The organism is Pseudomonas iranensis, from assembly GCF_014268585.2.
GTDB classification, from domain to species: domain Bacteria; phylum Pseudomonadota; class Gammaproteobacteria; order Pseudomonadales; family Pseudomonadaceae; genus Aquipseudomonas; species Aquipseudomonas iranensis.
On the sequence record NZ_CP077092.1, the window covers coordinates 4,699,533 to 4,718,335 of the forward strand.

The 18,803-nt window shown below is 61.8% G+C and carries 18 protein-coding genes and 1 pseudogene; 9 read left to right on the forward strand and 10 right to left on the reverse strand.

Going from position 1 to position 18,803, the window contains the following annotated elements; genetic code table 11:
- Nucleotides 1-49: 49 nt before the first annotated feature.
- The 4 genes from rlmD to HU724_RS21130 all read right to left on the reverse strand — a co-directional run bounded on the left by rlmD (nt 50) and on the right by HU724_RS21130 (nt 4,670).
- Nucleotides 50-1,426 (reverse strand): 23S rRNA (uracil(1939)-C(5))-methyltransferase RlmD, encoded by a 1,377-nt coding sequence (gene rlmD, locus HU724_RS21115; RefSeq protein ID WP_186567726.1) that lies wholly within the window; start codon nt 1,424-1,426, stop codon nt 50-52.
- On the reverse strand, nt 1,426-2,328 hold the full coding sequence (cysM, locus tag HU724_RS21120) for a cysteine synthase CysM (RefSeq protein ID WP_186567738.1): 903 nt from the start codon (nt 2,326-2,328) through the stop codon (nt 1,426-1,428). Before cysM ends, rlmD begins: the two co-directional genes overlap by 1 nt.
- A 208-nt stretch (nt 2,329-2,536) precedes the next feature.
- Nucleotides 2,537-3,961 carry a sensor histidine kinase gene (locus HU724_RS21125; protein WP_186567725.1) on the reverse strand — a complete coding sequence of 475 codons (1,425 nt, stop codon included), beginning with the start codon at nt 3,959-3,961 and terminating at the stop codon, nt 2,537-2,539.
- Complete coding sequence (locus HU724_RS21130; protein ID WP_016773641.1) at nt 3,948-4,670, reverse strand: response regulator transcription factor; 723 nt, start codon at nt 4,668-4,670, stop codon at nt 3,948-3,950. Before HU724_RS21130 ends, HU724_RS21125 begins: the two co-directional genes overlap by 14 nt.
- 206 nt (nt 4,671-4,876) lie before the next feature.
- On the opposite strand from HU724_RS21130, the pseudogene HU724_RS21135 reads away from it, so the two are divergent.
- Both HU724_RS21135 and HU724_RS21140 read left to right on the forward strand, forming a co-directional pair.
- Nucleotides 4,877-7,630, forward strand: a pseudogene (locus HU724_RS21135) (response regulator).
- 81 nt (nt 7,631-7,711) lie between these two features.
- Nucleotides 7,712-8,701: a 2-hydroxyacid dehydrogenase gene (locus tag HU724_RS21140; RefSeq protein ID WP_186567724.1), complete on the forward strand. Its 990-nt coding sequence runs from the start codon at nt 7,712-7,714 to the stop codon at nt 8,699-8,701.
- 5 nt (nt 8,702-8,706) lie between these two features.
- On the opposite strand, the gene HU724_RS21145 is transcribed toward HU724_RS21140, so the two are convergent.
- Nucleotides 8,707-9,165: a hypothetical protein gene (locus HU724_RS21145; RefSeq protein ID WP_186567723.1), complete on the reverse strand. Its 459-nt coding sequence runs from the start codon at nt 9,163-9,165 to the stop codon at nt 8,707-8,709.
- 134 nt (nt 9,166-9,299) lie between these two features.
- Between HU724_RS21145 and HU724_RS21150 the strand changes: the two genes are divergently transcribed.
- Together HU724_RS21150 and HU724_RS21155 are read left to right on the forward strand one after the other, a co-directional pair.
- Entirely contained in the window at nt 9,300-9,734 is a 435-nt protein-coding gene (locus tag HU724_RS21150; protein ID WP_039757838.1) for a hypothetical protein, read from the forward strand.
- On the forward strand, nt 9,734-10,138 hold the full coding sequence (locus HU724_RS21155; RefSeq protein ID WP_130929331.1) for an META domain-containing protein: 405 nt from the start codon (nt 9,734-9,736) through the stop codon (nt 10,136-10,138). The genes HU724_RS21150 and HU724_RS21155 overlap by 1 nt, the downstream gene beginning before the upstream one ends.
- A gap of 145 nt (nt 10,139-10,283) precedes the next feature.
- Here HU724_RS21155 and HU724_RS21160 read toward each other — a convergent pair whose 3' ends face one another.
- On the reverse strand, nt 10,284-10,748 hold the full coding sequence (locus HU724_RS21160) for a TlpA disulfide reductase family protein (RefSeq protein WP_186567722.1): 465 nt from the start codon (nt 10,746-10,748) through the stop codon (nt 10,284-10,286).
- 113 nt (nt 10,749-10,861) lie between these two features.
- On the opposite strand from HU724_RS21160, the gene arsC reads away from it, so the two are divergent.
- From arsC to HU724_RS21175, 3 genes are read left to right on the forward strand one after another with little or no spacing between them, the layout of a single operon-like run.
- Entirely contained in the window at nt 10,862-11,215 is a 354-nt protein-coding gene (gene arsC / locus HU724_RS21165) for an arsenate reductase (glutaredoxin) (RefSeq protein ID WP_186567721.1), read from the forward strand.
- On the forward strand, nt 11,212-11,808 hold the full coding sequence (wrbA, locus tag HU724_RS21170) for an NAD(P)H:quinone oxidoreductase (RefSeq protein ID WP_041479575.1): 597 nt from the start codon (nt 11,212-11,214) through the stop codon (nt 11,806-11,808). The genes arsC and wrbA overlap by 4 nt, the downstream gene beginning before the upstream one ends.
- Nucleotides 11,808-12,233: a DUF2069 domain-containing protein gene (locus HU724_RS21175; protein WP_073472188.1), complete on the forward strand. Its 426-nt coding sequence runs from the start codon at nt 11,808-11,810 to the stop codon at nt 12,231-12,233. Before wrbA ends, HU724_RS21175 begins: the two co-directional genes overlap by 1 nt.
- 135 nt (nt 12,234-12,368) lie before the next feature.
- Here the strand turns inward: HU724_RS21175 and HU724_RS21180 are convergent, their stop codons facing one another.
- A complete protein-coding gene (locus tag HU724_RS21180; RefSeq protein ID WP_016773632.1) occupies nt 12,369-13,043 on the reverse strand; it encodes a DNA-3-methyladenine glycosylase I in 675 nt (224 codons plus the stop codon).
- Between the two features lie 167 nt (nt 13,044-13,210).
- Nucleotides 13,211-14,035 carry a tRNA 2-thiocytidine(32) synthetase TtcA gene (ttcA, locus tag HU724_RS21185; RefSeq protein ID WP_186567720.1) on the reverse strand — a complete coding sequence of 275 codons (825 nt, stop codon included), beginning with the start codon at nt 14,033-14,035 and terminating at the stop codon, nt 13,211-13,213.
- 425 nt (nt 14,036-14,460) lie between these two features.
- Between ttcA and HU724_RS21190 the strand changes: the two genes are divergently transcribed.
- The gene (locus HU724_RS21190; protein ID WP_016773629.1) at nt 14,461-15,063 is read left to right on the forward strand and encodes a Yip1 family protein; all 603 of its coding nucleotides are present in this window, start codon (nt 14,461-14,463) and stop codon (nt 15,061-15,063) included.
- Between the two features lie 148 nt (nt 15,064-15,211).
- Complete coding sequence (locus tag HU724_RS21195; protein WP_024013976.1) at nt 15,212-15,706, forward strand: SprT family zinc-dependent metalloprotease; 495 nt, start codon at nt 15,212-15,214, stop codon at nt 15,704-15,706.
- A gap of 109 nt (nt 15,707-15,815) precedes the next feature.
- On the opposite strand, the gene HU724_RS21200 is transcribed toward HU724_RS21195, so the two are convergent.
- Nucleotides 15,816-16,997 carry a CaiB/BaiF CoA transferase family protein gene (locus HU724_RS21200; protein ID WP_186567719.1) on the reverse strand — a complete coding sequence of 394 codons (1,182 nt, stop codon included), beginning with the start codon at nt 16,995-16,997 and terminating at the stop codon, nt 15,816-15,818.
- Nucleotides 16,998-17,142: 145 nt separating this feature from the next.
- Entirely contained in the window at nt 17,143-18,477 is a 1,335-nt protein-coding gene (locus HU724_RS21205; RefSeq protein WP_186567718.1) for a dicarboxylate/amino acid:cation symporter, read from the reverse strand.
- Between the last annotated feature and the right edge of the window lie 326 nt (nt 18,478-18,803).

Sequence of the window (18,803 nt, forward strand, 5' to 3'; positions counted from 1 at the left end):
CAATGTCCGTTCGCGCTCGCGGGGCTCAGGCGAGCGCTGCGCGGACAGATCAGGCGGATTCAGACGAGCCGTCCTGGCTCGCTTCAAATAACGCCATGGCCTCGACATGTGCCGTCTGAGGAAACATATCGAGAATCCCGGCACGTTTTAACCGGTAGCCCTGCTTGATCAATTCCTGCGTGTCGCGCGCCAGCGTGGCCGGGTTGCACGACACATATACCAACCGCCTGGCACCCAGGGTCGCGAGCTTGCGCACCACCTCGAAAGCACCGTCACGCGGTGGGTCCAAGAGTACCGCAGAAAAGCCGTTTCCGATCCACTGGGCATCGCTCAAAGGCTGGGATAAATCGGCTTGAAAAAACTTTGTGTTATGCAAATTGTTACTGACGGCGTTGGCAGCGGCCCGCTCGACCATGGTCTGCACGCCCTCCACCGCGACCACTTCACGGACGCTCCTGGCCAGCGGCAGGGCGAAATTGCCCAACCCGCAAAACAGGTCAAGTACGCGTTCGTCAGCCGTTGGCTTCAGCCAGTCCAGCGCCTGCGCAATCATCGCTTCGTTGACCCCGGCGTTGACCTGAACGAAGTCTCCCGGCCGGTACGCCAGCTCGAGACCCCACTGTTCCAGGCGATAACCGAGGCTCTGACCGGCCTCGACCGGTTGCGGTTCACCTTCGCCATGCAGCCACAATTGCGCCTCATGGAACTGGCAGAAATCCTTGAGAATCGTCAGATCCGCTTCGGACAACGGCGCCATGTGCCGCAGCAATACCGCCAGTGATGAGCCGCTGAACAACTCGACATGGCCCAGCGCCTGCGGTTTGCTCAGGCGCCGCAGCATCTCCGGCAAACGGGTCATGATCGGCTGCAAGGGCTGTACCAGCACCGGGCATTCGCTGATCGCGACGATGTCCTGACTGCCGGCAGCGCGGAAACCGACTTCGAGTTTTTTTGCCTTCATGTCCCAGCGCACGGCGATGCGCGCACGCCGACGGTAACCGAATTCCGGGCCGGTCAGCGGCGCTGCCCACTCTTCAGGTTCGACACCAGCCACCCGCGACAATTGCTCGGCGAGCATGCGCTGTTTCAGGGCGAGTTGTTCAGCGTGGGGCAAGTGCTGAACGCTGCAACCGCCACAGCGGCCGAAGTGTGGGCATGCTGCCGGGCGCCGCAACTCGCTGGCTTTGAACACGCGCTCGGTACGCGCCTCGACCACTTTGCCGTGGGCGCCGAGCACCCGCGCTTCGACCTCTTCACCGGCAAGGGCGCCGAGGACGAACCAGGTTTTGCCTTCGAAAAACGCGATGCCGCGACCGTCATTGGCCAGGCGCTCGATACTCAAGCGCTGCTTTTTGCCGGTCGGGATCTGTGGCGCCTTGCTGCCGCCGGTGGGCTGGAAGCGCAGGCCTCTCTCGTGTTTGGCCATCAGTTCGGCGCGTCGAAAATGCCGGTCGACAGGTAACGGTCGCCACGGTCGCAAATGATCGCGACGATCACCGCGTTTTCAACTTCTTTGGACAAGCGCAGCATCGCTGCCACCGCACCGCCCGAGGACACGCCGCAGAAGATGCCCTCTTCGCGGGCCAGACGCCGGGTGACGTCTTCGGCTTCGCTTTGCGCCATGTCGACGATGCGGTCGACGCGGTCAGCCTGATAGATCTTCGGCAGGTATTCCTGCGGCCAGCGGCGGATGCCCGGAATGGCCGAGCCTTCCATCGGTTGCAGACCGACGATCTGCACGCTGTCGCTCTGCTCTTTGAGGTAGCGCGACACGCCCATGATAGTGCCGGTGGTGCCCATCGAACTGACGAAATGGGTGATGCTGCCCTGGGTCTGACGCCAGATTTCCGGGCCGGTGGTGGTGTAGTGCGCTTCGGGGTTGTCGCCATTGGCGAACTGGTCGAGCACCTTGCCACGGCCTTCGGCTTCCATACGCTGGGCCAGATCGCGGGCGCCTTCCATGCCCTCTTCCTGAGTCACCAGGATCAGCTCGGCACCGTAAGCGGTCATCGCCGCTTTACGCTCGGCGCTGGAGTTGTCCGGCATGATCAGGATCATCTTGTAACCCTTGATCGCAGCGGCCATCGCCAGCGCGATGCCGGTGTTGCCGGAGGTCGCCTCGATCAGCGTATCGCCGGGATTGATCTGCCCGCGCAACTCGGCGCGAGTGATCATCGACAACGCGGGGCGGTCCTTGACCGAACCCGCCGGGTTGTTCCCTTCGAGCTTGAGCAAAAGGGTGTTGCTGGTGACGCCGGGCAGGCGCTGCAAACGCACCAGCGGCGTGTTGCCGACGCAATCGGCGATGGTTGGGTACTGCAGGGTCATGGCGTATTCGCAATCCAGACGTGCGGGGGCGCCTATCATACCGGCAAACCCGCGCAGGCCATATCACGCAAAGTGCGGTGCTTATGATCTATGGGAATAAGCAGCAATAGTCGCACCAGCGGTGCGACATTTGAGTTCGCCAGACTTCATCTGCAGCGATGCGGGTGGCCTCATCGCTGGCAAGCCAGCTCCCACAGAGATCGAGTCTTCACACGATTTGTGTATGGCAGAAACTTCCTGTGGGAGCTGGCTTGCCAGCGATAGCGTCAGTCGGCGCGACACCATCATCCGCCAGCAAGCGCAAATTCAACCGCAGCCCCGCCCCCGTGTTTTGCGCCCAGAGCAACCCGCCCTGCCGTTGCACCGCGTTGCGGGCAATGCTCAAGCCCAGGCCAAAGCCACCATCCCCGGGTCTCGATCCATCCAATCGAATGAACGGCGAAAAGATTCGCTGCAGATCTTCGTCAGCCACGCCGCCGCCCTGATCCTCCAGCCACAAATGCCAATACTCGCCATCGCGCCGTCCATCGAGCCGCACGATGCCGCCCTCGGGCGAGTGACGAATGGCGTTGCGCAGGATGTTTTCCAGCGCTTGCGCGAGGGTATTGAGGTTGCCGCGCACCCAACACGAAGCTTCGACCGAGCATTGCAATTGCAGGCTCGGCCAGCCGCTTTCATAACAGGCGTTGTCGGTGAGCATTTCCCACAGTGCCTGAATCTGGATCGCTTCATCCGGCAACGGCGAGCGGTCGGTGTCGAGCCAGGCCAGTTGCAGGGTGTCTTCGACCAAACGTTGCATGCCGTCGACCTCGCGGCCGATGCGCTCGCGCAATTGCGCCAGGCCCTGTTCGCTTTCACTGGCCACGCGCAGGCGGCTCAGCGGCGTGCGCAGTTCGTGGGACAGGTCGCGCAATAATTGCTGCTGCAAGGCGACCGTGGTTTGCAGGCGCTCGGACATGGAATCGAAGGCCCGCGCCAGCTCACCGAGTTCATCCGGGCGCTGGGTGATGCCGCTCGACAGGCGCACATTCAACTGGTCGGCGCGCCAGGCGTTGGCCTGTTCGCGCAGGTTGTTCAGCGGCACCACCAGCAGGCGATACAGGCCGACACAGAGCAACAAAGTGAACAGTCCGGGAATCACGCCGTTGGTGATCACCCGCCAGAACACCCGGTACTTGCCCGGGACAAAACGCTCGGGCAATTCAATGACGAGAATGCCGACGGTCGGATCCTGGGGGAACGGTACCCGCAGCCAAGGTCGGCCCTTCTTGTGGATCGGCCAGTCGAGGCCGCGCAAAAAGGTCAGGTGCTGCACCTCCGCGGCGTTCAACGGCTGGCTGCTCAGCGACTGCAAATCAGCGCCGATCACCCCGACCCAACTGGCCTCGCGCAATTCCATGCTCTGCAACCAGTCATCGACGCCATTGCGCCCGCCGCGCTGCCACGCCTGTTCGGCTTGCGCGGCGTAACGGCTGAGGGTGCTGCGGGCGTCACTGGAGAGGAACTGATTGCGCTCCTCCATGTAGCGGCCCCACGACCAGCTCAACCAGATCATCAGCAGACAGAACGCCACCAGCAGGCACGCCAGTTTCCAGAACAGCGAATGCCGCCCCGGCAGTTCAGACAGTTTCATCGGCGCCGCTCAAGACGTAGCCCTTGCCCCACACCGTGCGCACTTCGCGCTCGGTGTAACCGATGGCTTTGAGTTTGCGGCGGATCTGGCTGATGTGCATGTCGAGGCTGCGGTCGTGCGCCGCAAAGCCGCGTTGCAGGACGTGCTGATAAAGGAAGGCCTTGCTCAGCACCTCCTCGTTGTTGCGGTGCAGGGTTTCCAGCAGACGGAATTCGCTGCGGGTCAGCCCGGCCGCTTGCTCGCGGAAAAACACATCGCACTGTTCGTCATCGAAACGCAGGGCGCCGCTGACCACCGCAGCGGTAACCGCAGGCGGGCGCCGATCCAAGGCCACGCGGCGCAGGATCGCTTCGATGCGCACATGCAACTCGGCCATGCTGAACGGCTTGGGCAGATAGTCATCGGCACCGAGGCGGAAACCACTGATGCGATCGGCCTCGGCACCCAGCGCCGACATCAGCAGCACCGGCGTCGAATGGCTCTGCCGCAATTGCGTCAACAACTGCAGACCATCGAGCCCCGGCAGCAGAATATCCATCAGCACCACGTCGAAAGGCTGGCACTGGGCGATGTTCAGACCTTCCTGGCCGTTCTGGCACCAGGTCACCTGAAAACCGCTGCGGCCCAGATGCTCGTGCACATACGCGCCGAGGACCGGATCGTCTTCAATGGAAAGGATGCGTGGCTGGCCAACGGAAACAGGAGTCATGAGTATCTGCAAGTAATTCTCAGTTGGCGGATTATTCAAGATTGTCCGACAGCGGGCAACACAAGCTTGGCCTGTCGGACGAACGAGTGCGTGGGCGGCGCTGCATTTTCCGCAAGATTGCCCGCCTGCAAATCGCTACACTGCGCCCATGTCGCGTGCCGGATGCACGCATGTGTCAACAGATCAGCGGGATGCGGGAGATAGGCGTGCTCAAGAAACTGGGAATCAAAGGTCGCGTGCTGTTGCTGACCTTGTTGCCGACCAGCCTGATGGCGCTGGTGCTGGGTGGCTATTTCACCTGGACGCAGCAGACCGACCTGCACAGCCAATTGATGCAGCGCGGCGAAATGATCGCCGAGCAACTGGCGCCGCTGGTGGCGCCGGCGATGGGTCACGGCGACGCCGATCTGCTTGAACGCATCGCCACCCAGTCCCTTGAACAACCCGACGTGCGTGCGGTGACTTTCCTCGCGGCGGACCGCTCGCCACTGGCCCACGCCGGCCCGACCATGCTCAATCAGGCCCCGAGCGGCGACAGCGCGCTGCTGCAACGACGCAGCGGCAATGACGCAACGCGCTACCTGATGCCGGTGTTCGGCAAGCACCGCAACCTCGCCGGCGAAATCATTCCCGAAGAATCCGAACGCCTGCTCGGCTGGGTCGAGCTGGAGCTGTCGCACAACGGCATGTTGCTGCGCGGCTATCGCAGCCTGTTCGCCAGCCTGCTGCTGATCGCCGCCGGACTTGCCGGCGCCGCCCTCCTCGCGTTGCGCATGGGCCGCACCATCAATCGTCCGCTGAGCCAGATCAAACAAGCAGTTGCGCAGCTCAAGGACGGTCATCTGGAAACCCGCTTGCCGCCCCTCGGCAGCCAGGAACTGGATGAACTGGCCTCGGGCATCAACCGCATGGCCGGCACCCTGCAGAACGCTCGCGAAGAATTGCAGCACAGCGTCGATCAGGCCACCGAGGACGTGCGGCAAAACCTGGAAACCATCGAAATCCAGAACATCGAACTGGACCTGGCGCGCAAAGAAGCGTTGGAAGCCAGCCGGATCAAATCCGAATTCCTCGCCAACATGAGCCACGAGATCCGCACGCCGCTCAACGGCATTCTCGGCTTCACTCACCTGTTGCAGAAAAGCGAACTGACCCCGCGCCAGCTCGACTATCTGGGCACCATCGAAAAGTCCGCCGACAGCCTGTTGGGAATCATCAACGAGATTCTCGACTTCTCGAAGATCGAGGCCGGCAAACTGGTACTCGATCACATTCCGTTCAACCTCCGCGACCTGCTGCAAGACACCCTGACCATTCTCGCCCCGGCCGCGCACGCCAAGCAGCTTGAGCTGGTCAGCCTGGTCTATCGCGACACGCCGCTGTCGCTGGTCGGCGATCCGCTGCGCCTGAAGCAGATCCTCACCAATCTGGTGAGTAATGCGATCAAGTTCACCCGCGAAGGCACCATCGTCGCCCGGGCGATGCTCGAAGACGAACACGAAGACAGCGTGTAACTACGCATCAGCATTCAGGACACCGGCATCGGTCTGTCGAGTCAGGATGTGCGCGCGCTGTTCCAGGCTTTCAGTCAGGCCGACAATTCGCTGTCGCGCCAACCCGGCGGCACCGGGCTGGGGCTGGTGATTTCCAAGCGCCTGATCGAACAGATGGGCGGCGAGATCGGCGTCGACAGCACGCCGGGCGAAGGTTCGGAATTCTGGATCAGCCTGAGCCTGCCCAAGACCCGCGACGATGCCGAGGACCTGCCCGCCGCGCCGCTGCTCGGGCGCCGTGTGGCGGTGCTGGAAAACCACGAACTGGCGCGTCAGGCCTTGCAACATCAGCTGGAAGACTGCGGACTGCAAGTTACGCCGTTCAATACTCTGGAGAGCCTGAGCAATGGCGTCACCGGCGCGCATCAGACCGATCAGGCGATCGATCTGGCGGTGATCGGCATCACCAGCAACGACATGCTCCCGGAACGCTTGAACCAGCACATCTGGGACCTCGAACACTTGGGCTGCAAAGTGCTGGTGCTGTGCCCGACCACCGAACAGACGCTATTTCATCTGTCGGTACCCAACCCGCACAGCCAGCTGCAAGCCAAACCGGCGTGTACGCGCAAATTGCGCCGGGCGTTGTCCGATCTGGTCAATCCGCGCCAGACCCGCAGCGAACCGGGCGAGCCGCTGTCCAGCCGTGCGCCGCGCGTGCTGTGTGTCGACGACAACCCGGCGAATCTGTTGCTGGTGCAGACCCTGCTCGAAGACATGGGCGCCCGCGTGCTCGCGGTCGAAAGCGGTTACGCAGCAGTCAAAGCGGTGCAAAGCGAATCTTTCGATCTGGTGTTGATGGACGTGCAGATGCCAGGCATGGACGGTCGCCAGACCACCGAAACCATTCGCCAGTGGGAAAGCGAGCGGCATTGCACGCCGCTGCCGATCGTTGCGCTCACGGCCCACGCCATGGCCAATGAAAAACGCGCGCTGCTGCAAAGCGGCATGGACGACTACCTGACCAAACCGATCAGCGAGCGGCAACTGGCGCAGGTGGTGTTGAAGTGGACCGGACTGGCCCTGCGCAATCAGGCACCGGAGCGCAGCGGCGACAGCACGGCGAGTCAGCAGGAACTGCCAGTGCTCGATCACGAAGAAGGCTTGCGTCTGGCGGCCGGTAAGGCGGATCTGGCGGCGGACATGCTCGCCATGCTGCTGGCCTCGCTGGAAGCCGACCGCGAAGCGATACGCGCCGCGCGTGACAGCCACGACCAGAATGCCCTCCTCGAACGCGTGCACCGTTTGCATGGCGCGACCCGTTATTGCGGCGTGCCACAACTGCGCGCCGCCTGCCAGCGCAGCGAAACCCTGCTCAAGCAGGACGATCCGAAAGCCGCCGCCGCACTGGATGAACTGGAGCGCTCGATCAATCGACTCGCGGCGCAGGCGCGCATCAGCGCCTGATCCACGGCAAGGCACGGCGCGCGCAAAGCGCTACAGTTGTCGCGAGCCATTGCGGCCCGCGTCGATGTTCCAGGAGGATTCATGCGCACGATCATTTTCAGCAGCCAGACCTACGACCGCGACAGCTTTCTCGGCGCCGACTGCCCGGCCGGGCTTGAATTGCATTTTCAAGCGGCGCGGCTCAGCCTCGATACGGCGGCATTGGCCGAGCAGCACGAAGTGGTCTGTGCGTTCATCAATGACGACCTCAGCGCCCCGGTGCTCGAACGCCTCGCTGCCGGTGGCACGCGGCTGATTGCCCTGCGTTCGGCGGGTTACAACCATATCGACCTGCCGGCGGCGAAACGCCTCGGCCTGGCCGTCGTGCGTGTGCCGGCCTACTCGCCGCACGCCGTGGCCGAACATGCGGTGGCGCTGATCCTCGCCCTCAATCGTCGCTTGCACCGTGCCTACAACCGCACCCGCGAAGGCGATTTCAGCCTGCATGGCCTGACCGGTTTCGATCTGGTCGGCAAAACCGTCGGCATTGTCGGCACCGGACAGATTGGTGCGACCTTCGCGAAAATCATGCACGGCTTCGGCTGTGAATTGCTCGCCTACGATCCGTATCCCAATCCCGAGGTGCTGGCCCTGGGCGCACGTTATCTGAGCCTGCCGGAGTTGCTCGCGCAATCACGGATCATCAGCCTGCATTGCCCGCTCAACGAGCAGAGCAAGCACCTGATCAATCGCGACTCACTGGCGCACATGCAGGCCGGGGCGATGCTGATCAACACCGGGCGTGGCGGGCTGGTGGACACGCCGGCGCTGATCGACGCGCTGAAGGACGGCCAACTCGGTTATCTGGGGCTGGATGTTTACGAGGAAGAGGCGCAGCTGTTTTTCGAGGATCGCTCCGACCTGCCGTTGCAGGACGATGTGCTGGCGCGTCTGCTGACGTTTCCCAACGTGATCATCACTGCGCATCAGGCGTTTCTGACCCGCGAAGCACTGGGCGCGATTGCCGCGACCACCCTGCACAACATCGCGACCTGGGCGGCGGGTGCGCCGCAGAACCAGGTCGAGGGTTGAAGCGCTTACTTGGACAGCGAAGACGCCAGGATCAGCAAGCCCAGCCAGCCGAAACCGAGCAGGCGCTGTTTGCTGGAATGGCCGTTGCGCAGCAGAAACCAGACGAAAAACGCCGGCAACAGAAACACCATGATTTTCAGCCAGCCCTCCACCGGGCGGCTGCCATCAGCGTTGAGCGGTTGTTGTTCGTGGCGGGCCTGTTCCGCAGCCTGCTGACGACGTCGGCGCCCCGCCGCTGCCGGCATCACTTTGGGTAAAGGCTCGGACACTGGCGGCGCAACCGCCTCGGGCACTGCGTTGTTGCGTGGCAGGCTGCCGAAGGAAATCGTCGAGGCTTGCACCGGTGCCGCCGTCGATTGCACCTGCATGGCGGCATGTTCGGCCATCGGCGCGCCGCAGTGAATGCACACCAGCGCTTCGGAACTGATGCTCCGCTTGCATTCATAACATTCGATCAGCGCCATGTTCCGTTCCTTCAGATTCGGGGGCCGGCAGTTTGCCATGACTGTCGGCGCATTTGAACCGGATCGAAGGTCGCACGCGTGCATCATTCTGCAATCGAGCCCGTGCTAGCATGTCGCGCATATTTGGAGGACCCATGGTCGAACACGATTTCCGCTACACCCTGATGAACCCGCAACACACCCTCACCGAATGCCGCGCCCTGGTTCCGGGCCGCTATCAGGTGACCGGCAACGGTGGCTCGATCCGTATCGGCGATGCCCTGTTGGTCACGCTCAAAGGCAGCAAGGATTTGTCCATGCGCCTGACCGTCGACACGGTGCGCCACCTGATCAATCCGCCAGGCCAATGGACCGCAATGACCACAGGCCCGGTGTTCGGCGAACTGGCCATCCACACCTGGCAGGTCAACTGCGACAGCTGCGCGAAAGAGCTGAGCTTCGAATTCGCCGTGGATGCCAAACTCGGCAAGACCGCCGAGAAACCTGCCGCCACCGCGCGCATCGCCGAGCTGGGCTGGAAGGCCGTCGGCGACAAGCACCTGTGCCCGAAATGCCAGGAGCCTGCGTGATGAAACGCCTCGCCCTGACCGCATTGATCGGTGTCGGCCTGGTTGGTTGCGCCGCAGAGCCGGTGCAACTGCAGCACAACCGCAGCTACATTCTGGAATGGATCGGCGAGCGACCACTGATGGATTACAGCCATCTGACCGTGACCCTCGGCGATGACGGCCGCGCCTACGGCAACGGCGGCTGCAACCATTGGTTCGCGCCGTACACGCAGGACGGCGACAAGCTGAGCTTCGGCAAGATCGGCAAGACCCGCAAGCTCTGCGCCCCGGCGTTGATGGAGCAGGAACAACGCTTTTTGCAGGCGCTGGAAAAAGTCGAACGCTGGGACATTTCGCCGATCGAGCAGATACGCTTCTGGCCGGCTGAAGGCAAACCGTTGCGCTGGTGGCTGGAAGAGGGCTGAGCCCCTTCTACGCCCGCAGGGGGTTACCTGTGGCGAGGGGATTTATCCCCGTTGGGTCGCGAAGCGGCCCCCTGCGCAGTTCCAGGCGAACTGCAAACTCAGGGCTGCTACGCAGCCCAACGGGGATGAATCCCCTCGCCACAGGTTACTTGTTCCGCAACGACTCCAGTTTGGCCATCACCCCCGCCGCCGTCTGCTCGCCCAGCAACTGCTCACGCACCTTGCCCTTGTCATCGATGATGAAGGTTACCGGCAGCGCCTCACTGCGCGGCAAGTCGAACAGCTCGGCCGGATCCTGCGCCAGCACGGTGAACTTGATGCCGAGTTTTTCGCTCGCCTCTTTCAGCTCCGCGCCCTGCACGTTGTCGAAGTTGACCCCGAACACACCGACGTTCTTGCTCTTGAGCTCATCAGCCAAATGATTCAACTCGGGAATTTCCGTGCGGCACGGGCCACACCATTCGGCCCAGTAGTTAAGCACCACCCATTGTTTGTCCAGACGTTCGGACGCTACCTTCTGGCCGTTCTGGTCGATGCCGTAATCATTGCCGCAGCCCCCCAGCATCAACGCCCCGATTATCGTCAATGCCGCTGCCAATCGCCGTGTCATGTCGTGTTCCTTGTGAAAATTCGAAAGCGCCTGCGACCCATCGCCTCTGACGGTTCTGGATTGCGCGCCGCGCAGTTAGAATAGCCGCCACTTTACGCCAGAAGCGACCCGCCATGACCGATCTGACGCTTTATCACAATCCGCGCTGCTCGAAATCCCGCGGCGCGCTGGAACTGCTCGAAGCCCGCGGCTTGCATCCGACCGTCGTGCGCTACCTGGAAACGCCGCTCAGCGCCGCGCAGATCAAGGCCCTGCTCGGCAAGCTCGGGATCAGCGCGCGGCAGCTGCTGCGCAGCGGTGAAGAGGAATACAAAACCCTGAACCTGGCCGACGCCAGCCTCAGCGAGCAGCAGCTGATCGACGCCATCGCCGCGCACCCGAAACTCATGGAGCGGCCGATTCTGGAAGTCGGCGACAAGGCCGTCATCGGTCGCCCGCCGGAAAACGTGCTGGAGTTGTTGCCATGAGCACGCCGTACATTCTGGTTCTCTATTACAGCCGCAACGGTTCGACCAACGAGATGGCCCGGCAGATCGCCCGTGGCATCGAGCAGGCCGGAATGGAAGCGCGTCTGCGCACAGTGCCGGCGATTTCCACCGAGTGCGAAGCGGTGGCGGCGGAGATTCCCGCTGAAGGCGCGCTCTACGCCAGCCTCGATGATCTGAAGAACTGCGCCGGCCTTGCCTTGGGTAGTCCGACGCGTTTCGGCAACATGGCCGCGCCGCTCAAGTACTTCCTCGACGGCACCAGCAACCTCTGGCTGACTGGCGCGCTGGTCGGCAAACCGGCCGGCGTGTTCACCTCCACCGCCAGCCTGCACGGCGGTCAGGAAACCACTCTGTTGTCGATGATGTTGCCGCTGTTGCATCACGGCATGTTGATCACCGGCCTGCCCTACAGCGAATCGGCCCTGCTCGAAACCGAGGGTGGCGGCACGCCTTATGGCGCCAGCCATCACGCCGGTGCCGACGGCAAGAACGGTCTCGATCAGCACGAAGTGGCGCTGTGTCGCGCACTCGGTCTGCGCCTGGCGAAAACCGCGCAGAAACTGGTGGGCTGATGGCGAAGAAGCCGAAAGTCCTGCCCTCGATAGAGTGGCTCGAGCCACGGGTGAAGGCGATGCGCGTGCTCAGCCTGCTGAGCTTTTTCGCCCTCGCCGGTTTGCTGGCGGCTTATTACCTGCTGTTCGCCGATCTGCATGGCGCGCGGCCGTGGGTGATTCTGCTGGTCGAGCTGATCCCGTGGCTGGTACTCGCCCCGGCGATGATCATGGGCAGCGCCCGTGGCCATTCGTGGATGTGTTTTGTGGTGAACCTGTATTTCATCAAAGGCGCCCTGGCGGCGTACGACCCCAACCGGCAGCTGTTCGGCCTGCTGGAAATGGCCGCGAGCCTGGCGGTGTTCTGCTCGGCGCTGCTGTATGTGCGCTGGCGCTATCAGCTGAATCGAAAATTGGCTGGCGAAGGCGAGATCAGCGTCGCCTGAACGACCGCCATCAGTTGCTACACCGATCGTTCCCACGCTCTGCGTGGGAATGCATCCAGAGACGCTCTGCGTCTCAGGGACGCGGAGCGTCCCGGGCGGCGTTCCCACGCGGAGCATGGGAACGATCGGATTGACTCAATGGTTGACGGTATAGGCGAGCATCATCGAAATCTGGCTCATCGGCCGTCCGCCACTCTGTTCGTGCCATTGGTTGAAGGCGTTTTGCACCGTCGCCAGATCACGCTGGCTGGTCGGCACTTTGTCGACGATCTTCTGCGCATTCAGCGCCGCGACCACGTCGTAGCTCGGCACGAACGTGTCCTTGCCGACCATGCGCAAAAAGCGTGGCGCCGACAGCCCGCCGAGTTGGTGGCCGTGCTTTTTCAGGTACGTCCACAGGCCGACAATATCGGTCACCGGCCAGTCGGCGATCAATGCGCCGAAGCTGCCCTTGTCCTTTTCCACGTCGAGAATGAACTGCGCATTGCGCGGCACGCTTTTCAGTTTGCCCAGATGGCGGATGATCCGCGCATCCTGCATCAGGCGCTCAAGGTGCTCGGCGCTCATCAGCACGACTTTTTCCGGATCGAACTTGAAGAACACTTCTTCGAACGCTGGCCACTTGGCGTCGACCAGGCTGTGCTTGAGCCCGGCGCGAAAAACCCGCAGGGCCATGGTCGAGAGGTAGCGGTCGTCGCGGATCTTGCGCAGTTGTGCGGGGGTCTTGGGAACGGGCAGATGGGCTTCCAGTTCAGCCGCCGAACCGAAACGGTTCAGACAGTATTCGTGCAGCCACTTGTAATCGCGCATGCCCTCTCCTGAGGTTTGGAAATGAATAACACCTGCAGAAGCAGGCCCCTGTGGCGAGGGGATTCATCCCCGCTGGGCTGCGCAGCAGACCCCGAGATTTTGGGGCCGCTTCGCGCCCCAGCGGGGATGAATCCCCTCGCCACAGGGCTCGCTTCTACAGGTTGTGTTTACAGATTGACGACATTGACGAAACGCGAAGCCGCGGTCTCGTCGATCTTCAGGCTGGTGAAGTCGAACAGGTTGCGGTCGGCCAGTTGCGACGGCACCACGTTTTGCAGGCTGCGGAAAATCGATTCGGTGCGGCCCGGGGTCTTGCGGTCCCAGTCCTGGAGCATTTCCTTGACCACCTGGCGCTGCAGGTTTTCCTGCGAGCCGCAGAGGTTGCACGGGATGATCGGAAATTGCTTGAGGTCCGAGTAGGCCTGAATGTCCTTCTCGTTGCAGTACGCCAGCGGGCGGATCACCACGTTGCGGCCATCGTCGGCGCGCAGCTTCGGCGGCATCGCTTTCAGGGTGCCGTTGAAGAACATGTTGAGGAAGAACGTTTCGACGATGTCGTCGCGGTGATGACCGAGGGCCATTTTCGTCGCGCCGATTTCGTCAGCGAAGGTGTACAGCGTGCCGCGACGCAGGCGCGAGCAAAGCGAACAGGTGGTCTTGCCTTCCGGCACCAGTTCCTTGACCACCGAGTAAGTGTCCTTCTCGACGATGTGGTACTCGATGCCCAGTTCTTTCAGGTAGGCCGGCAGCACATGCTCGGGAAAGCCCGGCTGTTTCTGGTCCATGTTCACCGCGACGATGTCGAACCTGATCGGTGCAACCTTCTGCAGGTGCATCAGCACGTCAAGCATGGTGTAGCTGTCCTTGCCCCCGGACAGGCAGACCATGACCTTGTCGCCGTCTTCGATCATGTTGAAATCGGCGATCGCTTCGCCGGCCAGGCGGCGCAGGCGCTTTTGCAGTTTGTTCTGGTTGACCGTAAGAGTGCCCATGACACGAAATCCGTGAGGTGTGACGAAAGGCCGGCATTTTACGCAAAAACCCCGGTAGCGCGAAGCATCTGTGGCGAGGGGATTTATCCCCGCTGGGTTGCGAAGCAGCCCCAGAACCTGAGAACTCGCATTGCCTGACACTGCGCGGTTAATGGGCTGGCGACTGCTGCGCAGCCGAACGGGGATAAATCCCCTCGCCACTAAAGTGTTTCAACTCCAAAAATGACTTCCCTGCAAGACCCCGAGGCGATTATCCATCCCGTTTACAGCGCGATTTGCTCTAAGGCCGGCATACCGGTGCGTTGGAGTCCTTTCTATACTGCGACATAAGGTCGCACACATCTGAAGACCTGTATTTGCTCGGCCATCTTGGCCCGTAGGCGCTCCGTTGGGGGGCGATGGCAATGACAAGAGGAGTGAATGGCATGATCCATCACGTAGTGGGACTGTTTACCCACCCCGATCAGGAATGGAAGGAGATCCGTGGCGACCAAGAGGAAAGCATCAGCCACATGTACCTGACGCATACGCTGATCCTGGCAGCGATCCCCGCTGTCTCGGCGTTCATCGGCACGACCCAGGTCGGTTGGGTGATCGGCAATCGCGCGCCGGTGATGCTCACGTTTGAAAGCGCTCTGTGGATGACCATCATGTCGTACCTGGCGATGCTCGGCGGGGTCGCGGTGATGGGCGCCTTCGTGCACTGGATGGCACGAACCTATGACGCCAATCCAAGCCTGGCCCGTTGCGTGGCCTTTGCCACATACACCGCGACACCGTTGTTTGTCGGCGGTCTGGCGGCGCTGTATCCGCACATGTGGCTGGGGATGATCGTCGGCACAGCGGCCATCTGCTATACGGTGTATCTATTGTATGTCGGCCTGCCGACCTTCATGAACATCCCTTCGGATGAAGGTTTCCTGTTTTCCAGCTCGGTGCTTGCTGTCGGCCTGGTGGTGCTGGTGGCGATCATGGCGTTCACCGTGATTGTCTGGGGCCTGGGTGTCGGCCCGGTCTATACCAACTGACCTGTTTCCTGCCTGAGAAAAACAACATCTGCCAATACAGGCCGCCGCAAGGCGGCCTTCTCGTTGGGGCGACGACCATTCGGCAGGTCGGCGATTCGCAAGTCGCCGGGGTTGCGGCATACTCGGCGTCTCTGGAGATCCATCAAGCATGCCCGAGCAACTCAATACCCGCGTCGAAGACTGTTACCAACTCGCTGAATCCTTTTTCAAACGCTCCTTCAAACGCCCCGTCGTCAGCCTCAAGCTGCGCGGGCAGAAAGCCGGTGTCGCGCATCTGCACGAGAACCTGCTGCGCTTCAACCCGCAGCTGTACCGGGAAAACACCGAGCACTTCCTCAAGCAGACCGTGGCTCACGAAGTCGCTCACCTGATCGCTCATCAACTGTTCGGCGACCGCATCCAGCCCCATGGCGAGGAGTGGCAACTGATCATGCGCGGCGTCTACGAACTGCCGCCGGACCGCTGCCATACCTATGAAATCAAGCGGCGCAGCGTGACCCGCTATATCTACAAATGCCCTTGCCCCGACAGTGATTTCCCGTTTACCGCCCAGCGTCACGGTCTGGTGCGGCAAGGGCGGCGGTATCTGTGCCGGCGCTGCCGCAGTACGCTGGTGTTCAGTGGTGAGATGCGGGTGGAATAGTTGCTTCCTGCGTTGTTTTGACTGGCCCCTTCGCGAGCAGGCTCGCTCCCACAGGGGAATGCATTTCAATGTGGGAGCGAGCCTACTCGCCAAGGCGGCGGCATGGGCGCTACAGAATCACCTTGGCCGAACGCAACTCGGCGATCCGCTCAGCACTCAACCCCAACTCCCCCAACACCTCCTCCGTATGCTGCCCCAACCCCGCGCCAACATGCCTTGGCGCCGGCAACGCCTCAGAAAATTTCAACGGACAGGCCATCTGCGCCTGCGTCGTGCCATCGCCGCGCGGTACCTGGGTCACCAGCTCCCGCGCCTGCATTTGCGGATGGCGCAACGCCTCGCCCAGACTCAGTACCGGCTCGACACAGGCATCGACCCCGGCGAACAACTCACACAGTTCTGCAAAATCATGCCGTTCGAATTCGATGCGCAACGCCTCTTTCAAGGCCTGTTGTTGCTCAGGCCTGGGCGACAACCCGTGCGCCGCCAGTTCCGGCCGGCCCAGCGCCGTGCACAATTGCTGCATGAACGCTGGCTCCAGACTGCCCACCGACATCCAGCGCCCATCCCGGCTGCGGTAATAATCGTAAAAGCTGCCGCCATTGAGCATCTGGTCTTCCCGACCGGGTTCCGCGCCGCAGGCCAGATAACCCGCGCCGGCCATGGCGTTCAGGCTGAACGCGCAGTCGGTCATGCTCACATCCAGATGGGTGCCCTGCCCGGTTTGCTGACGGGCAATCACCGCTGCCAGCAAGCCGATCACGCCGTGTAGCGAGCCGCCCGCCACGTCCGCCACCTGCATGCCCAGCGGCAACGGCCCGCTGTCGGCGCGCCCGGTGTAACTGGCAAGTCCCGCCAGCGCGAGATAGTTGATGTCATGCCCGGCGCGTTCCTTGTACGGCCCGCTCTGGCCGTAACCGCTGATCGACACATAAATCAGCTTTGGATTGATCGCCTTCAATGCCTCATAACCCAGGCCCAGACGATCCATCACCCCGGGGCGAAACTGCTCGAGCACGATGTCGTACTCGCCCAGCAATTGCTTGATGATCTGCAGCGCTTCGGGCTGTTTCAGATCCAGCGCCAGGCTGCGCTTGTTGCGGTTCAGATAGGCGTGGCTGGCCGATACCGCGCCATCATGCGGCGGCAGCACCCGCAGCAGATCCATACGGGTTGGCGATTCGATGCGCAGCACCTCGGCGCCCATGTCCGCCAGCAGCAACGAGGCGAACGGCCCCGGCAGCAAGGTGGAGAAATCGAGAATCTTCAGTGAGGCCAGCGGTGCAGACATGGGCGAACTCCTTGGGCGATGCACTCAGCCTAGGCAGCCATCGTCGATGCGGCAATCACCGCAAATGTCAGCAGGTGTGACCGTTGCGCTCAAATTCCGGGGGCAAAAAAACCCGCCGAGGCGGGTTTTTCTGTGCAAGCGATGCTTACTTCACATTGCTCGGGATTGGGCCTTCAGCCACACCCAAGTCGTCTTCTTCACGCTCATCGGAGATACCGCGACCGCCGGAGGCCAGCTCGGTCTGCAGTTGATCGGTGTCCAGCTCCTTGACCCACTTGGCGACGACGATGGTCGCTACAGCGTTACCGACCAGGTTGGTCAGTGCGCGGGCTTCGGACATGAAACGGTCGATACCGAGGATCAGCGCCAGACCGGCAACCGGCAGGTGACCTACCGCCGACAGTGTCGCGGCCAGGACGATGAAGCCCGAACCGGTCACACCCGCCGCGCCTTTGGAGGACAGCAGCAGCACCAGCAGCAGGGTGATCTGGTGGGTGATGTCCATGTGCGTGTCGGTCGCCTGGGCGATGAACACGGCGGCCATGGTCAGGTAGATCGAAGTACCGTCGAGGTTGAACGAGTAACCGGTCGGGATCACCAGACCCACGACGGATTTCTTCGCGCCCAGACGCTCCATCTTGATCAGCATGCGTGGCAGTGCCGATTCCGACGAGGACGTGCCCAGTACGATCAACAGTTCTTCACGGATGTAGCGCACCAGCTTGAACACGCTGAAACCGTGAGCCCGGCAGATCGCACCCAGCACCAGCACGACGAACAGGACGCAGGTGATGTAGAAGCAGATCATCAACTGGCCCAGTTGCACCAGCGAGCCGACACCGTAGGCACCGATGGTGAACGCCATGGCACCGAACGCACCCAGTGGCGCCAGTTTCATGATCATGTTGATGATGTTGAACATCACGTGGGCGAAGCGATCGATCATGTCCAGCAGCGGACGACCGTACGAACCCAGGCGATGCAGGGCGTAGCCGAAGATCACCGAGAACATCAGCACTTGCAGGATGTCACCGGTGGCGAACGCGCCGACGATGGTGTTCGGGATCACATTGAGGAGGAAACCGACAATGCTCTGGTCTTTACTGGCCGTCACGTAGGTGGCGATTTTCGAGGCGTCGAGGGTGGTGACGTCGATGTGCATGCCGGCGCCCGGTTGCACAACGTTGACCACGACCAGACCGATCAGCAGGGCAATGGTGGAAACGATTTCGAAGTACAGCAGCGCGTAGCCGCCAGTCTTGCCTACCGACTTCATGTTCTGCATGCCGGCGATGCCGCTGACAACAGTACAGAAGATGATCGGGGCGATGACCATTTTGATCAGCTTGATGAAGCCGTCACCCAGTGGCTTGAGGGCCACACCGGTCTGCGGATAGAAGTGACCAAGCAGGATGCCGATGGCGATGGCAACGATCACCTGGAAATACAGGGATTTGTACAGTGGCTGACGAGTCGTCATTGCAGGTTTCCTCAAGCGTCCAGCGGCAACATCCATCTGTCGAGCGCTGAACCTTAATTGCGAACCCTCCTGCACTGGAGGGATTTGTTGTTGGAACGGCATCTTTCCGGGCGGAGAAATGCACGCTTCTGTCGCTTGTATCGCAAACGTCGTGCCAGATTGGTGCGAATGGCAGCAAGCCTTTTGATATCAGGGGCTGCGGGATTTTCCTGTCACCAATCAGTGACTTGAGGCATGGCGGATTTCCGCCAACTGAGCGTTCAGTGTCCTGCAATTTGGCGGAAATCCGCCTTGTTGCGTTGCCGGCCCGCCGTTACGATCGGTGC

Bases quoted from the DNA above. Each gene is read 5' to 3' on its own strand.
- rlmD (WP_186567726.1), bottom strand. From the start codon at position 1,426: ATGGCCAAACACGAGAGAGGCCTGCGCTTCCAGCCCACCGGCGGCAGC.
- cysM (WP_186567738.1), bottom strand. From the start codon at position 2,328: ATGACCCTGCAGTACCCAACCATCGCCGATTGCGTCGGCAACACGCCG.
- HU724_RS21125 (WP_186567725.1), bottom strand. From the start codon at position 3,961: ATGAAACTGTCTGAACTGCCGGGGCGGCATTCGCTGTTCTGGAAACTG.
- HU724_RS21130 (WP_016773641.1), bottom strand. From the start codon at position 4,670: ATGACTCCTGTTTCCGTTGGCCAGCCACGCATCCTTTCCATTGAAGAC.
- HU724_RS21140 (WP_186567724.1), top strand. From the start codon at position 7,712: ATGCGCACGATCATTTTCAGCAGCCAGACCTACGACCGCGACAGCTTT.
- HU724_RS21145 (WP_186567723.1), bottom strand. From the start codon at position 9,165: ATGGCGCTGATCGAATGTTATGAATGCAAGCGGAGCATCAGTTCCGAA.
- HU724_RS21150 (WP_039757838.1), top strand. From the start codon at position 9,300: ATGGTCGAACACGATTTCCGCTACACCCTGATGAACCCGCAACACACC.
- HU724_RS21155 (WP_130929331.1), top strand. From the start codon at position 9,734: ATGAAACGCCTCGCCCTGACCGCATTGATCGGTGTCGGCCTGGTTGGT.
- HU724_RS21160 (WP_186567722.1), bottom strand. From the start codon at position 10,748: ATGACACGGCGATTGGCAGCGGCATTGACGATAATCGGGGCGTTGATG.
- arsC (WP_186567721.1), top strand. From the start codon at position 10,862: ATGACCGATCTGACGCTTTATCACAATCCGCGCTGCTCGAAATCCCGC.
- wrbA (WP_041479575.1), top strand. From the start codon at position 11,212: ATGAGCACGCCGTACATTCTGGTTCTCTATTACAGCCGCAACGGTTCG.
- HU724_RS21175 (WP_073472188.1), top strand. From the start codon at position 11,808: ATGGCGAAGAAGCCGAAAGTCCTGCCCTCGATAGAGTGGCTCGAGCCA.
- HU724_RS21180 (WP_016773632.1), bottom strand. From the start codon at position 13,043: ATGCGCGATTACAAGTGGCTGCACGAATACTGTCTGAACCGTTTCGGT.
- ttcA (WP_186567720.1), bottom strand. From the start codon at position 14,035: ATGGGCACTCTTACGGTCAACCAGAACAAACTGCAAAAGCGCCTGCGC.
- HU724_RS21190 (WP_016773629.1), top strand. From the start codon at position 14,461: ATGATCCATCACGTAGTGGGACTGTTTACCCACCCCGATCAGGAATGG.
- HU724_RS21195 (WP_024013976.1), top strand. From the start codon at position 15,212: ATGCCCGAGCAACTCAATACCCGCGTCGAAGACTGTTACCAACTCGCT.
- HU724_RS21200 (WP_186567719.1), bottom strand. From the start codon at position 16,997: ATGTCTGCACCGCTGGCCTCACTGAAGATTCTCGATTTCTCCACCTTG.
- HU724_RS21205 (WP_186567718.1), bottom strand. From the start codon at position 18,477: ATGACGACTCGTCAGCCACTGTACAAATCCCTGTATTTCCAGGTGATC.